Source organism: Streptomyces pratensis (genome assembly GCF_016804005.1).
GTDB lineage: Bacteria > Actinomycetota > Actinomycetes > Streptomycetales > Streptomycetaceae > Streptomyces > Streptomyces pratensis_A.
Genome location: NZ_CP051486.1, coordinates 1,297,146 through 1,311,533, shown reverse-complemented (window position 1 = coordinate 1,311,533; position 14,388 = coordinate 1,297,146). Strand labels below are relative to the sequence as shown.

Below are 14,388 nucleotides of genomic sequence, written 5' to 3'. Positions count from 1 at the left end.
CGGGGTGGACAATTTTCAGCTGCCCTGGTCGTCGCCCTCCGGCTTCGTGGCGCCCTCCGTAGCGGAGGAGCCGCCGGCTCCGTCGGGCTGGGCCGCCGCGGCCCGCTCGAGAGCTTCCTGCAGATCGGCCTGGGCCTTGCCGTAGGCCTCCCAGTCCTGCTCCTTGAGAGCCGTCTCGCCGGCCGTGTACGCCTTCTGGGCGTCCGCGATGGCCTTCTTCAGAGCGGCTTCCCCGGTGGCCGGAGGCTCGGTGGTGTCACCTGGATCGGTCGGCTCCGTCGGCGGGGTGGTCGTATCGGACCCCTCGACCCCGAAGACCGCGTTGAGCGCCTCCCCGAGGCTGTTCTCGAAGACGATCTTCGACCCGTACGAGGCGGCGACCTTGCGCAGCAGCGGATAGTTCTGCGTGCCACCGCGCGTGTACACCGGTTCGATGTAGAGGAAGCCTCCGTCGAGCGGCACGGTCAGCAGATTGCCGTACTCGATGTCCGAGTCGGTGCCCTTGAGGTTTCTCACGAACTCCGCGACGTCGTCGTTGCCGTTGAGCTCACTCTGGACCTGGCCCGGACCCTTGACCGTACTGGTGACTCTCAAGAGTCTGATCGTTCCGTAGTCCTTGCTGGCCGCGTCCGCGTCCACCGTCATGAACGCCCCCAGGTTGGGCCGCCCCTTCGGGGTGAAGGTCGTGGTCAACGAGAACGTCTGGGCGTCCTGGCCCGGCATCTTCATGCTCAGGTAGTACGGCGGAACTGCCCCGGGTTCCTTGTTGGTGGGGTCGTCCGGCACCTGCCAGGCGTCACTGCCGCTGTAGAACTGCGCGGGGTCCTCGACGTGGTAGCGCGTGAGCAGCTCCCGCTGGACCTTGAACAGGTCCTGCGGGTAGCGCAGGTGGTCCATCAGGTCCTGCGGGATGTCCGACCGCGACTCCACCGTGCCGGGGAACGCCTTGCGCCAGGTCTTGAGCACCGGGTCCTTGGTGTCCCACTCGTAGAGCTTGACCGTGCCGTCGTAGGCGTCGACGGTGGCCTTCACCGAGTTCCGGATGTAGTTGACCTGGTTCTGCTGTGCGACGACCGCGCGCTGGTTGGTGGTGAGCGAGTCGGCCGTCGTGTCACCCAGCGTCGTACGCGAGGCGTACGGGTAGCCGTTGGTGGTGGTGTAGGCGTCGACGACCCACTGGATGCGCTTGCCGACGACCACCGGGTAGGCGTCGCCGTCGATGGTCAGCCAGGGGGCGACCGCTTCGACGCGCTCCTTCGGCGTGCGGTTGTAGAGGACCCGCGAACCCTCGCCGATGGCTCCCGAGTACAGGATCTGCGGTTCGCTGAAGGAAACAGCGTAGGCAGCCCGGTTGAAGGCGTTGGAGAGGCTGACGCCGCTGTCGCCCTTGTAGCTGGTGGTCTTCTCGCCGTCCTCCTCGTAGTCGAGCTCCTTCTGGGGCCCGCCGACGATGGAGTACTGCTGGGTCTTCTCGCCGTAGTAGATCCGCTGCTCGTAGCCCTTGTCCAGCTCGCCCGTGGTCGGCAGGCCCGACTCGGTGAAGTCCGGGGAGCCCGCCGGGTTGGTGCCCGTCGTCGTGCCCCGGGCAGCGATGGCGCCGTATCCGTGGGTGTACGTGAAGTGGTCGTTGATCCAGTTGCGCTTGGGGAGGCCCTCGAGGTTCAGCTCCCGCAGGCCGATGACGGTGTCCTGCTCCTTGCCGTCGGCCCCCTTGTACCGGTCGACGTCCAGCGTCTTGGGGAACTGGTAGTAGTTCCTCTTCTGCTGGAGCTGCTGGAAGGCCGGGGAGACGACGTTCGGGTCCATCACGCGGTAGCTGGCGGCGCTGTCGGCACTCGCCCGCAGCTTGGTGCTGTCATCGGTCGTGCTCGTGCCCGAGTAGTCGTCGACCTTCGCGTTGTCGATGTCGTAGGCGTCGCGCGTCGCGTCGATGTTCTTCTGGATGAACGGGGCTTCCTTGGCCTGCTCGTTCGGCTGGACCTGGAACTTCTGCACGATCGCCGGGTAGAGCCCGCCGATCAGGATCGCCGAGAGCACCATCAGGCCGAAGCCGATCACCGGGAGCTGCCAGGTGCGGCGCCACAGCGTCGCGAAGAACAGCACGGCGCAGATGACCGCGATGCAGAAGAGGATCGTCTTCGCCGGAAGGTAGGCGTTGGCGTCGACGTACCGCAGGCCGGTCCAGTTGTCCGTGGCCTTGAAGTCACTGGACTTCACCGCCAGGCCGTACCGGTCGAGCCAGTACGCCACGGCCTTCAGCGCCACGAAGATGCCGAGCAGTACGGAGAGATGGCCGGTGGCCGCCCCCGTGGCCCGGGCGCCGGGGCTCGTAATCCGCAGTCCGCCGTAGAGGTAGTGGGTCAGCGCCGCCGCGATCAGCGACAGCACCACCGCGGCAAAGCCGAACCCGAGCATGAAGCGGTACCAGGGCAGGTCGAAGGCGTAGAAGGAGACGTCCAGCTTGAACTGGGGGTCCTTCTGTCCGAACGGCACGCCGTTCACGTACATCAGCCACGTACGCCACTGGCCCGACGCGGAGGCGCCGGCGATCAGCCCGACCAGGGCGGTGACCGCGAGCAGCACCCACTTCTTGTACGGGGCGACACTCATCCGGTAGCGGTCCAGGCTCTGCTGCTCCAGCGACATCGCGCTCAGCGGCGGCCGGAGCCGGTGCGCGAGCCAGATGTTCACACCGATGGCGACGGCCATCAGCAGTCCGAAGACGAGGAACAGCCCGATCTTGGTCCACAGGGTGGTGGTGAAGACAGACGAAAACTCTACCGACCTGTACCAGAGCCAGTCCGTCCAGAACCCGGCGAACATGACGAAGGCCATGGCGAGGACCGCCAGGACACCCAATGTCATGAGCAGGGTACGGACGCGCCGGGACGGGCGGCCGACTCTGATCCGTGGCCCGGTCGGGCCTCCGCCGCGGTCCGGCATCTGGAAAGCCAACGTGCGCACCTCGAAGTTCGCGGTCGTGTGAAGCAGGCCCAGCGATCGTAGAGCCCACCTATGCAACTTACTGAGGCTTTACCTAGTTCCCGTTCCCGGGGCAGAAGGAGGCAGGATGTTGCGCATGCCCAATGTTTCCCCCTCAGGCCCCCCGATGGCCGCGAGCCCACTCACCGTCGCCGTCCTCGAGATCGACGCCTACGCCGCAGGTCTCGGCTGGGACCAGCCGGCCAGGCTGTTCGCCCTGGTCGACACCGCCCGGCTGCGCGCCCACGAGCCGGGCCTCGCCGCCCAGCTCGGTCTCGACGACACCGCTTCCACGACCGCCACCCTCACCCCCGTCGAGCAGGAGGAGCTCCCCGCAGGCACCGCTCTGGACGAGTTCCTCGCCACGATCGCCTGGCCCGACGCCGTCGTCGGCTGCGCCATGACCGTGGAGCGCATGATGCTGCCGCCTTCGGCGGAGGCGTCCGTTCCGGACGGGCTTACAGACGCCCAGCTGACCAAGTGGGTCGCCGAACACCCTGACCGGCAGGAGGTGCGGATGACCGTGGCGGTGCTGCGGGACGGAGCACGGGACTCCGCGGTGCGACTGCGGGAGAAGGACTCCCCGACCGAGGTCCTGACCGGTGCGGGGCTGGTCCCCGGGCTGGCCGAGGCACTCGCGGCCACGTTCGAGTCCTGACTCCTGTGGCGGGGGCCGGCCTCAGCTCGTCGAGCAGCTCGGCAGGCCGGCCGTGTCCCCCGCGCGGATCTTCTCCAGGGACTTCGTCGCGTCGTCGAGGGTCTTCACCCTCACCAGGGTCAGGCCGCTCGGGGTGTCGGACGCCGCGGCGGTGCAGTTGTCGTCCGGGGTCAGGAAGTACTGGGCACCCGCGTCGCGCGCGCCGACCAGCTTCATGTTGATCCCGCCGATGGGTCCGACCTTGCCGTCGTCGTCGATGGTGCCGGTGCCGGCGATGAACTCGCCGCCGGTCAGTTTTCCGGGCGTCAGCTTGTCGATGATGCCCAGCGAGAACATCAGTCCGGCGCTCGGGCCGCCCACGTCGGCCAGCTTGATGTCGATCTCGAACGGGAACGTGTGGTCCGTCCCCGCCTGGATCCCGACGATCGCCCGGTCCTCCGAGGGGTTCGAGGGGTCCTCAGGGGCCTTCCTCGTCGTCAGGGTGACGTCCCGCGAGCCCTTGGGCTCCTTGCCCGCCTTCTCGGCGGCGGCCGCGGCCTTCGCGGGGATGACCGTGAAGACGACGTCCTCTCCCGGCTCGTGCTTCGTGACGAGCTTCGCGACGTCCTGGGGCTGCTCGACCGGCGTGCCGTCGACGGCCTCGATCACGTCGCCGGCGTGCAGCACGCCCTCGGCGGCGCTGTCCTTGACGACCGTGGAGACGACGACACGGGAGGTGACGGGGATCTTCAGCTCCTCCAGCGCGGCGACCTTGGCGCTCTCCTGGGACTGGCTGAACTCCTCGGCGTTCTCCTGCGTCGACTCCTCCTCGGTCTTGCCGTCCGGATAGAGGGTGTCGTGCGGCACGATCACACTGTCGTGGGCCAGCCAGCCGTAGACGGCCTCGACGATGTTCATGTCGTAGTCCGCGCCTGTGACACGGACCGTCGTCATGTTGAGGTTCCCGGACGTCGGATACGTCTTGCGCCCGCTGATGTGCAGTACCGGCTCGCCACGTGCATCGCCCAGCGTGTTCACGGTCGGACCGGGAGACATCTCCGAATACGGCACGCGGATCAGCACGCCTGCGCAGAGCAGCGCGATCAGGATGAGGGTGGAGGCGAGCATCGTCGCGGTGCGGCGTGGCATGGAACGACAGTACGGGAACGGCCTGTCAGTGCACCGTCGGGGCCGGTCCGTACGGGGCGGACGGCACGGGTGGCCGGAAGTGCCGAGGGGCATCGCGGGAGCGCTCGCTGCGTGGACTGCGCCTGCGGGGAGCGGGTGCGGTGCGGAGTTGGCGACTGCGTACGGATGCGGAGTCTCAGACGGCTTCGGAACCGGAGTCCGACTTCTCCATCGCTTCACGGAACCTGGCGTAGCCGGCGAGTTCGGTGACATCGCCGGTCGTTCGATTGCGGGCTGCCCACCCGCCCCATATCGCCGCACCAAGAGCAGCTATAAGTGGAATCAGAAGCCAAGCGAGTGCTGCCATCACGACCTCCCTACCCCATGAGCGACCGCAACTGACGATCAGAAGATTAACCACCTGCAGGACCAACGCTCACGGCAGGGGTGCGGTTACGCAAATCGGGGCTGATGCCCCCTGGGGCGGTTTGCGCTCAGCAGGCGCCGACCCACTCCTCCGTACCGTCGGAGAAACGCTGGTGCTTCCAGATCGGGACCTCGTGCTTGAGGTCGTCGATCAGCTTGCGGCAGGCCTCGAACGCCTCACCCCGATGGGCGCAGGACACGGCGACCACCACCGCCAGATCGCCCACACCCAGTTCACCCACCCGGTGGACGACGGCCAGCGCCCGTACCGGGAAGTCCGCCACCACCTTTTCGGCGACCCGGCGGAGCTCGTCGCCGGCCGTCGGATGGCAGGAGTATCCGAGGGAGCCGACGTCCTGGCCGTCGTCGTGATTGCGCACCGTGCCGACGAAGAGAACCATGCCGCCGGCGGCGTCGTCCCCGACCGCGCGGAAGATCTCGTCGACGGAGAGCGGTGTGTCACGGATGTCCAGGAGCCGGATGGGGTCCTGGGCAGCCTGCTCGCCGGGGTGGTCGTGGGTGCGTGCCATGAGGCCATCGTGCCGCACTGCACCGACATCTCGGAATAGCCGTTTCGACCGGTGGCAGGCCTGCCCGCTTGGAGCCTCCTACCAGGCAGGCGTCCGGGACCCCGTCGGGCCTAGAAACGGCGGCGGGCCTTGCGGGCCCGTCGGACCAGCGCCGCCGTGCCGAGCAGCGCGACCGTCGCCCCTGCGGCACCTGCTGCGGTGGCGTCCTTGCGCCCGAGCCGCCGGCCGGCGACCGTGTGGCGCCCCTCCACCTCTTCCAGGAGCGCGGCCAGGACCTCCTCGTTGGTCCACCGGGGGCGCCATCCCGCGTCATGGAGCCGGCTCACGCTGACCACCCAGGGGTGCATGGTGTATGCGAGATCGCCCGCCGGGGAGGGTGTGAGACCGATCCGGTGCAGCCGGGCCGCAGCACCGAGAGCGACTGCGGACGGCAGCTCCATACGGCGCACACCGGAGAGCTCCTCCACCTCCTCCTGTTCCAGCCAGCCGTCACAGCCGACGGCGAACTCTCCCTCGATCTTCTCGAGGGCCGCGTACTCCAGGGCGCTCACCAGGTCGTCGACGTGGCAGAACTGCCAGGCCGGGCGTGAACCGGCGACGACGAGGAGCCTGGGCGACTCGAAGTACCGGGTGAGCGCCGTGTCCGTTCCGCCGACCAGGACCGTGGGACGGACCACCGTGACGTTGAGACCGGGGTGGGCGCGCGGTGCGCGGCGGCCGAGCCTTTCGATCTCCAGCAGGTCGCCGACGCCGGTGGCCTCTGCCGTGGCCCGCAGCTCCGCGTCCTCGGAGAGCGGGATGTCGTTGTCGGGAAGAGCGCCGTAGACCATCGCCGAGGTGCACAGCACGACCCGGTGGACACCCACGGCCGCCGCCGCCGTCAGGACGGTCTGGGTACCGCGCACGTTGTACGCGGTACGGGCGGCGGGATCGGTCTCAAGGTCGAGGTCGAGCGCCATGTGCACGACGACGTCGGCGCCGCGAAGCTTCTCCGCGATGGCGGGGTCCCTGACGTCCAGGATGTGCCACGTCGCCTCGGAGACGTCCCCCCGGCGCTCGTCGATGGCGATGACCTGCTTGATCTCGTCGGATGCGGCGAGGTGGGCGGTGAGCAGCTCACCGACGCCGGTGGCGGCGCCGGTGACCGCGACGACGGGGCCGCGGCTTCGGGAAGAATTTTTCGTGGGCTTGCTCTCGGACGAGGGGTCGGCCAGGTTTCGCGCTGCGCGAACCTGCGGATCTGGGGAACTCACCGGGCGTCTCCAGCGGTTGTCTTCAGTACGTACCCGAATGACGCGTGCGTACCAGGTGGCGTCCATCCTGCCGCAGGCCGGGAGTCGGCGGAGCACTGAGGCCCCAAGCGGTCTTTGGTGTCTACGCTGGATGGTGATGTCGGGCAGTCGCCGTCGGTTCGAGCCGGCGGCCCTACGAGCCGAGGAAACCCGTGAGTGACACCCCATTCGGATTCGGCCTTCCGCCGGAGGAGCCGGAAGACGGCGACGAAGGCAAGAAGAAGGACCCCACCGGTGGTGGGCAGGGCTCGGGCGGGCCGGCGAACCCGTTCGGCTTCGGGCCCGGCGCGGGCGGGGACAACCCGTTCGCCGCGATGTTCGGCTCCATGAACCCGAACGACCTGGGTGCGGCCTTCCAGCAGCTCGGCCAGATGCTGAGCTACGAGGGCGGCCCGGTCAACTGGGACATGGCCAAGCAGATCGCCCGCCAGACGGTGTCGCAGGGCACCACGGACGGCAGCAAGGACGCGAGCGTCGGCCCTGCCGAGCGGTCCTCCGTCGACGAGGCGCTGCGTCTCGCCGACCTCTGGCTGGACGGCGTGACGTCGCTGCCCTCCGGTTCCGTCTCGACGGTCGCCTGGAGCCGCGCCGAGTGGGTCGAGGCGTCGCTGCCCGCCTGGCAGCAGTTGGTGGACCCGGTGGCCGAGCGTGTGGGCCTGGCGATGGGCGACGTCCTGCCGGAGGAGATGCAGGCCATGGCCGGCCCGCTGATCGGCATGATGCGGTCCATGGGCGGTGCCATGTTCGGCCAGCAGATCGGGCAGGCCGTGGGTGTGCTCGCCGGCGAGGTCGTGGGCTCAACCGACATCGGCCTCCCGCTGGCGCCGGCCGGAAAGGCCGCGCTGCTTCCGCTGAACGTCGAGCGATTCGGCAAGGACCTCAGCGTGCCGCAGGACGAGGTGCGGTTGTACCTGGCGCTGCGCGAGGCGGCTCATCAGCGGCTCTTCGCCCACGTGCCGTGGCTGCGCTCGCACCTGTTCGGGGCGGTCGAGGCCTACGCTCGCGGCATCAAGGTCGACACCAGCAAGCTCGAGGACGTCGTGGGACAGTTCGATCCCTCGCAGCCCGAGCAGCTGCAGGACGCTCTTCAGCAGGGCATGTTCCAGCCGGAGGACACTCCGGAGCAGAAGGCGTCGCTGGCCCGCCTCGAAACAGCACTCGCACTCGTCGAGGGCTGGGTGGACGCGGTGGTGCACGAGGCCGCGAAGTCCCGGCTGACCTCGGCCGACGCGCTGCGCGAGACGATGCGCAGGCGGCGGGCCTCCGGCGGCCCCGCCGAGCAGACCTTCGCCACGCTGATCGGGCTCCAGCTGCGGCCGCGCAGGCTGCGGGACGCGTCGCGCCTGTGGGCCTCGCTCACGGACGCCCGGGGTATCGACGGCCGTGACGAACTGTGGGAGCACCCGGACATGCTCCCGACCGCCCAGGACCTGGACGACCCGGACGGCTTCGTCCACCACGAGCAGCTGGACTTCTCCGAGCTCGACAAGATGCTCGGCGAGGCGGCGAAGGGACCGCAGAAGCCGGCCGCCGAGAGCCGGAGCGAGGAAGAGCCCAAGGGCGAACCGAAGAGCGACGGCAAGGACGACAGCGGAGAGTGAGCCTGCACGACGACGCGGTATCGGTGGTCAGGAGCTACGCCGAAGGCGACGGGCAGCAGGCCGAGCTGCGCCTTACGTACCTGGATCACCTGGCCGTGCACCCCGACGGCATGTGGAAGGCGTGCGGAGCCGGGCATCTGACGGCCAGCGCGTTGGTCATCGACCCGGACCGCGGCAGGGTCCTGCTGACGCTGCACAAGAAGCTGCGGATGTGGCTGCAGATGGGTGGGCACTGCGAGCCCCAGGACGCCACCCTGGCCGACGCGGCTCTGCGTGAGGCCACGGAGGAGTCGGGGATCACCGGGCTGACCCTGCTGCCCGGCGGGCCCGTGCGGCTGGACCGGCATCCCATTCCGGCGCCCTGCCACTGGCATCTCGACGTGCAGTACGCGGCGACTGCGTCGGCCGGGGCGGTGGAGCAGATCAGCGACGAGTCCCTCGATCTGCGCTGGTTCCCGTACGACGAGGTGGAGAAGGTGGCGGACGCCTCGGTCGTGCGGCTGCTGGAGAACACCCGTGCACGGCTCGACGCGGGTCAGTACAGCTAGACACCGGTGAGGGGCGGTTCCCCGTGGGGAACCGCCCCTCACCGTCGACGCCCCACCGGAGCGGGCGGCTCAGTTCCAGGCGTTGTTCTGGTTCTGGCCGTGCGCGCCGTGCTGGCCCACACCGAACTGGGCCGCGGCCCCCTGGCCGATCTGGGCGTGCTGCGGAGGCAGCACCTCACTCGGCTGGACAAGCGCGAATCCCTGGCCCAGGAAGCTCAGTTCCCAGCCCTCCCCTGTGTTCCCCCGGCGCCGTAGGACGCCTGTGGAGTGGGTCTGGGCCTGCATCTGCACCCTCAGCCCGCTCGACCAGGCGACGATCGCGTCGGCGTCGGCGTTGACGTACTTGTCGGGTGTGACCTGCATGGTCAGCGGCTGACCGGAGGTCATCAGCGCGACCTTGCCGTTCCCGGAGATGTTGAGCTGGTACTTGCCGGTGCCGGAGATCCCGTACTGGCTGTCCACCGCGATGACCTCGGTGTGCAGCGAGGAGTCCAGCGCGAGGACGTAAGCACTGTCGACGGTCATGCCCTCGTGGTCGACGTCGACCACATGGATGTACTGGGCGAGGTTGGCCAGATAGACCGTGCCCTGCCCCGAGCAGCGCATGAGGTCGAGGCCCTCACCTGTGTTCCTGCGGGCGCGGCGTTGCCCCTGTGACTGGTACTCCCCGTCGAACTCCATGAGCCCTTGGTAGGCGACCATGGCTCCCTTGCGGGCGAGGACGTCGTCGTGGCCGGTCAGCGAGACTCGCAGGAGCTGCGGATTCTGGACCGTGTAGCGGTCCTGCGACTGCTGTTCGACATGACTGAAAAGCGGACTCTGCATGATGTGTCTCTCCCCCGCTCAGTGCCGGATCCGGAGGCGGTCCGTACTGTCCTCGCTCGGCTGGACCACGACGATGCCCTGGCCCGAGAAGGCCATCTGGTACGCCTCTCCGCTGCCCCGCCCGATGAGCGAGCCCGCCTTGAAGCTGCGCTTGCCCTTCACCTTGAGGTTCGGGGACCACGCGACGAGAGCATCGGGGTCGACGTACGTCTCGTCGTCACCGCGGCCGCAGTCGACGACGATCGGGGTACCGCGGGAGGTGATGGCGACCCACCCCGTGCCCTGGATAGCGACGTTCCACAGGCCCTGACCTGCGAACTTGGCCAGCCCCTTCACCCGCTCCACACCCCAGGTGAGGTGGCCGTCGAACGCCAGGAGGTTGGTGCCGTTGACCGAGAGCGCGTCGTTGTCGAGATTGATGACGACCACGTCGGCGCCGTAGTCGGCGAGGTAGAGCAGCCCGTCGCCGGAGCACTTCATCAGGGGCGTGCCCTCGCCGCTGATCCACTGGGACGCGATCTGGCGGACGGCGGGCGGGTTGGGTTCGTACTGGATGAAGCCCTCGTAGGCAACCATCGAGCCGGTGCGCGCGTAGAGGTCCTGGCCGGTGGCCATGGCGACCTTGAGCATCGTGCGGCCGTGGTTCTCCATGCGGGCCGTGACGGGGGTCGGGGCGAAGCCCGCGAGTTGCTGATTCATGACGGGCTCCCTCAGACCTCGTAGGGCTGGACGACGATGAAGTTTCCGGGTGCTCCCCGGAACTGGAGGTTCACGGTCTCCCCGCTGTGCCCCGGGTAGGCGTTGCGGCGCAGCCGGACCTGGCTGGAAATGATCACCTGGGACGCGGACGACCAGGCCACCACGGCGTTGCAGTCGGCGAACGTGGTCGGCGTGACCGGAAGGACGACCGGCACTCCGTGGGTCTTGACGACAACGGTGCCGGTGCCCTGGAACTGCATCGTGAACAGGGCGCCGCCGGGAATCCCGTGCCCTTCGATCCTGCGGACCTCGTACTGCAGGGACTCGTCGAAGGCGAGCACGTTCTCTGCGGAGACGCAGATGCCGTCGCCCTGGAGCTCGATGGGATGCAGGTGTGCCCCTTCCTCGGCGAGGAAGACCTGGCCGCGGCCGGTACAGCGCATCAGCTGCATCTCCTGGCCCGTCGCGTTACCGACCATGCGGCCTGCGAAACCAGCACCTTTGTAACCGAAGTCGACCTTGCCCTGGTACATCACCATGCTGCCCTGACGGGCAAGCACCGGCATGCCGCCCATCGTGAGGTCGACGCGCATGAGCTGCTGGTTCTGAGAGGTCCAGCGCTGCCCGGTGGGCGCTTCCTTGTAGGGCTGCAGAGCGGCCGTCAGGCCTGCGCCCCCCGGGGGAACGCCCTGGGGCACGCCCTGCGGCATGCCTGGATGCATGCCCGGGGGCTGCTGGCCGAACGGCGGCGGGGCTTGCTGGCCGAACGGCGTGGCGCCAGGAGGCTGCTGGCCGTAAGGGCCCGGGGGCTGCTGGCCGAACGGAGGGGCGGTGGGCGGGGCGCTCTGCCCCGGGACCTGTCCGAACTGCGGCTGCTGCGGCGGCTGGCCGTACGGCGGGGATGCCTGCGGCGCCGGTGCCACAGGTGCCGCGATCGTCGGCGCGGCATGCATCGGCTGCTGCGGCGCGGGAGCCGGAGCCCCGAATGCCGGGGCCGGCTGGGGCGCCTGGGGGGCGGCCGGAGCACCGAAGGCGGGAGGTGCGGAGGCCTGGGCGGGCGGCGCGAACGAGGGGACTGCGCCCTGGGGCGGTTCCGCGGGAGCTTCCTCGGCGACTTCCCCGCCGAAGTTCTTGAGCAGCGCGTCCAGGCCGCCGTCGAAGCCCTGCCCGACAGCGGCGAACCGCCAGACGTCCTTCAGGTAGAAGTCGCCGAGCATGACGGCGCGCTCGGTGGTGAACTCCGAACCGGTGAAGGCGTACTTCACCACTTCCTCGCCGCCCGCGACGATCCGGATGTATCCGGGACCGGCCTGCGACATCTGCCCGGCACCGTCGAGAGTCGCGGTGAACGACAGCTTGTGGATGTTCGCAGGAATGCGGTCGAGGGTGACGCGGAACGACTCGGTGTCCCCGGCCTGGGCGCCGAGAAGCTGAATGGACTCCTCAGGCGATTTCGGCTGATTGAAGAAGATGAAATACCGGTCGTCGGAGAGCTGCTCGTTGGCGTCGAGACCGAAGCAGCTGATGTCGAACGTCAGGCCCGGACCGGCGATCTGCACACCTACGTACAGATCCGTCCCTGACGTGAGATCACTGATCTTGGCCTTGTGGCCGCGCTGAAATTCCCTGGCCATGCGTAACGACCGTCCCCCATCCCGAAGGTGAATGCGTCGCGTCAGGCTAACCGCAAACCACGACAATGAGCCAAGCCGGTACAGAGCCGGTACAGAATCGGCAACGTCACTCTTCGCGGGCGGCGGGCAGTTGCGGGAGCCGGTCGGCAGCCACGACCCCTTCGAGGTAGCCGCGCGCACGCTCTGTACGGGGGTAGGCCTCCAGGAGCCGCCAGAAGCGCGGCCCGTGGCCCGGAACCAAAAGATGGGCCAGCTCGTGGAGGAGGACGTAGTCGAGGACGTATTCCGGCATGCCCTGGAGGCGGTGGGAGAGGCGGATGCTGCCCTCGGCCGGGGTGCAGGAGCCCCAGCGGGTGTTCTGATTCGTCACCCAGCGGACGGAGGCGGGCAGCGCCCGGCCCTCGAGATACTGGCCGGACAGCCGCCCGGCGCGATCGGCGAGCTCGCTGTCGCCGATGACACCCTTGCTCTCCTGCGCGGCGAGCTTGTCGAGCATCACGCCTACCCAGCGCTGCTCCTCGGCCTCCGACATCCGGGCCGGGATGAGTACGATCGTGCGACCGCCCTCCCGGTACGCGGAGACCGTTCTGCGGCGCCGGGTGCTCCTGCGGACCTCGACCGTGCTCGCCACAGACGCTCGGGGCTGCTGAGTGGCTGCGCTGCGCTGCGGGCGTCCGGCACTGCGCGCGGGGGTCTCCCCGGCGAGACCGGGAAGGGAGTCGGCGGACACGCCACGACGTTACCCTTTGACGGTGCGGGTGGGCCCGCCTCCCCCACGGTTCGGCATTGATCCACTTCGCGGCTTGCACCATTTGAACGACTAATGCCCCGGCCTGTGGATAACTTTCGGCTCGATTCGCCGCCACGTTGCATTCTGGCAACGGATCGACACCGAGCTGGGAGACACCATGCATCTGATGCTGAAGCCCGCACTCCGCCGCGCTTGGCGAGGACGGAACACCGTGCAATTCGGTGTCACGCCCGCGCACGCGGTAACGCTGGGACCGATGGATATCGCCACCGGAAGCTTTCTCGAACTGCTCGACGGAACACGCGGACTTCCTCTGCTCCGCGAAGAGGCCAGGGCCCTGGATCTGTCGGACCGTCATGTGGACATTCTCGTATCGCGCCTTACGGAGGCCGGGCTGCTGGACGATCCGGATGCGGGCGGCCCGGAGGCCGACGCCTTACGTCGACGGGCCGAGACCCTGGAGCGGCAGCGCCCCGACGCCGCGGCCCTCTCCGTGGTCCACGCGGCGCCGGGCGGCGGGCTGCACAGACTCGCGGCCCGTCGAGCGATGCGGGTGCAGGTGCGCGGCGCGGGGAGGGTCGGCGCGGCGATCGCCGCAGTGCTGTCGGGCTCGGGGGTGGGCCACGTCGAAGTGCTCGACGGGGGACGCACCGAACCCTGGGACGTGGCGCCGGGCGGGCTCCCGCCCTCCTCCGTCGGAGAACGCCGGGACACGGCGGCCCGGCAGCTGGTGCGCAGGTCCGCTGTCGGCGGGCCGCCACGGACGGGAGCGACAGGTGGGGTTCCGGGGGCCGGCGAACCCGCGCTGTCCCTGATCGTGGTGGCCCCCAGAGACGGCCTCTCCGTCTACGCCCCGGATCCGGACACCGCAGCACCGTGGATCGCTTCGGGCACGCCGCATCTCTACGCGGGGGTGATCGAAGCCACAGGAGTGGTGGGACCGTTGGTCCTGCCCGGGGGCACCGGCTGCGCGGGCTGCCTGGCGCTGCGCCGCGCGGAGGCGGATCCTCAGTGGCCAAGGATGCTCGCGCAGTGGCGGTCCGGGCGGCGTGCCTGCGTGCAGGCCTGTGATCTGGGTCTCGCGACGGCCGTGGCCGGCCTCGCCGCGGCCCACGCCCTGTCCTTTCTCGACGGAGAGCTCCCGGCCAGTACGGGGGCACGGTGGGAGGCCGCCATGCCACTGCTGCACTGGCGGTCGGAGCAGCTGGGACCACACCTCGACTGCTCCTGCGGTGCCGCCGGGCACACTGAGGTGGAGCTCACCTCCGCGGCCGGCGCCACGCAGGACACAATGGCCGGGTGACCGCCGTCGACGGAGCGGGGCCGGATGGTCAC

The 14,388-nt window shown here is 69.1% G+C and carries 13 protein-coding genes; 4 read left to right on the top strand and 9 right to left on the bottom strand.

The window, feature by feature from the left end:
- Positions 1 to 15: 15 nt before the first annotated feature.
- Positions 16 to 2,943: a UPF0182 family protein gene (locus tag HED23_RS05860; RefSeq protein ID WP_203187374.1), complete on the bottom strand. Its 2,928-nt coding sequence runs from the start codon at positions 2,941 to 2,943 to the stop codon at positions 16 to 18.
- 127 nt (positions 2,944 to 3,070) lie between these two features.
- On the opposite strand from HED23_RS05860, the gene HED23_RS05855 reads away from it, so the two are divergent.
- On the top strand, positions 3,071 to 3,640 hold the full coding sequence (locus HED23_RS05855; RefSeq protein ID WP_238441854.1) for a PPA1309 family protein: 570 nt from the start codon (positions 3,071 to 3,073) through the stop codon (positions 3,638 to 3,640).
- Between the two features lie 21 nt (positions 3,641 to 3,661).
- On the opposite strand, the gene HED23_RS05850 is transcribed toward HED23_RS05855, so the two are convergent.
- From HED23_RS05850 to HED23_RS05835, 4 genes are all read right to left on the bottom strand, one after another.
- On the bottom strand, positions 3,662 to 4,768 hold the full coding sequence (locus HED23_RS05850; protein WP_203182359.1) for a PDZ domain-containing protein: 1,107 nt from the start codon (positions 4,766 to 4,768) through the stop codon (positions 3,662 to 3,664).
- Between the two features lie 175 nt (positions 4,769 to 4,943).
- Positions 4,944 to 5,114, bottom strand: coding sequence for a hypothetical protein (locus HED23_RS05845; protein WP_203182358.1), 171 nt, complete (start codon positions 5,112 to 5,114; stop codon positions 4,944 to 4,946).
- A 127-nt stretch (positions 5,115 to 5,241) separates the two neighbouring features.
- Positions 5,242 to 5,703 (bottom strand): molybdenum cofactor biosynthesis protein MoaE, encoded by a 462-nt coding sequence (locus HED23_RS05840; RefSeq protein WP_203182357.1) that lies wholly within the window; start codon positions 5,701 to 5,703, stop codon positions 5,242 to 5,244.
- A gap of 110 nt (positions 5,704 to 5,813) precedes the next feature.
- On the bottom strand, positions 5,814 to 6,956 hold the full coding sequence (locus tag HED23_RS05835) for an SDR family oxidoreductase (protein ID WP_203182356.1): 1,143 nt from the start codon (positions 6,954 to 6,956) through the stop codon (positions 5,814 to 5,816).
- Between the two features lie 191 nt (positions 6,957 to 7,147).
- Here HED23_RS05835 and HED23_RS05830 point away from each other — a divergent pair, with 191 nt between their 5' ends.
- A complete protein-coding gene (locus HED23_RS05830; protein WP_203182355.1) occupies positions 7,148 to 8,596 on the top strand; it encodes a zinc-dependent metalloprotease in 1,449 nt (482 codons plus the stop codon).
- Positions 8,593 to 9,144, top strand: coding sequence for an NUDIX hydrolase (locus HED23_RS05825; RefSeq protein ID WP_203182354.1), 552 nt, complete (start codon positions 8,593 to 8,595; stop codon positions 9,142 to 9,144). The genes HED23_RS05830 and HED23_RS05825 overlap by 4 nt, the downstream gene beginning before the upstream one ends.
- Positions 9,145 to 9,213: 69 nt before the next feature.
- Here the strand turns inward: HED23_RS05825 and HED23_RS05820 are convergent, their stop codons facing one another.
- The 4 genes from HED23_RS05820 to HED23_RS05805 form a co-directional block, all read right to left on the bottom strand.
- On the bottom strand, positions 9,214 to 9,969 hold the full coding sequence (locus HED23_RS05820; protein WP_203182353.1) for an AIM24 family protein: 756 nt from the start codon (positions 9,967 to 9,969) through the stop codon (positions 9,214 to 9,216).
- A gap of 18 nt (positions 9,970 to 9,987) precedes the next feature.
- Positions 9,988 to 10,668 (bottom strand): AIM24 family protein, encoded by a 681-nt coding sequence (locus tag HED23_RS05815; protein WP_203182352.1) that lies wholly within the window; start codon positions 10,666 to 10,668, stop codon positions 9,988 to 9,990.
- An 11-nt stretch (positions 10,669 to 10,679) separates the two neighbouring features.
- Entirely contained in the window at positions 10,680 to 12,302 is a 1,623-nt protein-coding gene (locus HED23_RS05810) for a TerD family protein (RefSeq protein WP_203182351.1), read from the bottom strand.
- Positions 12,303 to 12,408: 106 nt separating this feature from the next.
- On the bottom strand, positions 12,409 to 13,032 hold the full coding sequence (locus HED23_RS05805) for a M48 family metallopeptidase (RefSeq protein ID WP_203182350.1): 624 nt from the start codon (positions 13,030 to 13,032) through the stop codon (positions 12,409 to 12,411).
- A 178-nt stretch (positions 13,033 to 13,210) separates the two neighbouring features.
- On the opposite strand from HED23_RS05805, the gene HED23_RS05800 reads away from it, so the two are divergent.
- On the top strand, positions 13,211 to 14,356 hold the full coding sequence (locus HED23_RS05800) for a ThiF family adenylyltransferase (protein WP_203182349.1): 1,146 nt from the start codon (positions 13,211 to 13,213) through the stop codon (positions 14,354 to 14,356).
- Positions 14,357 to 14,388 lie beyond the last annotated feature (32 nt).

Coding starts and splice junctions, on each gene's coding strand:
- HED23_RS05860 (WP_203187374.1), bottom strand. CDS start 2,943: ATGCCGGACCGCGGCGGAGGCCCGACCGGGCCACGGATCAGAGTCGGC.
- HED23_RS05855 (WP_238441854.1), top strand. CDS start 3,071: ATGTTGCGCATGCCCAATGTTTCCCCCTCAGGCCCCCCGATGGCCGCG.
- HED23_RS05850 (WP_203182359.1), bottom strand. CDS start 4,768: ATGCCACGCCGCACCGCGACGATGCTCGCCTCCACCCTCATCCTGATC.
- HED23_RS05845 (WP_203182358.1), bottom strand. CDS start 5,114: ATGGCAGCACTCGCTTGGCTTCTGATTCCACTTATAGCTGCTCTTGGT.
- HED23_RS05840 (WP_203182357.1), bottom strand. CDS start 5,703: ATGGCACGCACCCACGACCACCCCGGCGAGCAGGCTGCCCAGGACCCC.
- HED23_RS05820 (WP_203182353.1), bottom strand. CDS start 9,969: ATGCAGAGTCCGCTTTTCAGTCATGTCGAACAGCAGTCGCAGGACCGC.
- HED23_RS05815 (WP_203182352.1), bottom strand. CDS start 10,668: ATGAATCAGCAACTCGCGGGCTTCGCCCCGACCCCCGTCACGGCCCGC.
- HED23_RS05810 (WP_203182351.1), bottom strand. CDS start 12,302: ATGGCCAGGGAATTTCAGCGCGGCCACAAGGCCAAGATCAGTGATCTC.
- HED23_RS05800 (WP_203182349.1), top strand. CDS start 13,211: ATGCATCTGATGCTGAAGCCCGCACTCCGCCGCGCTTGGCGAGGACGG.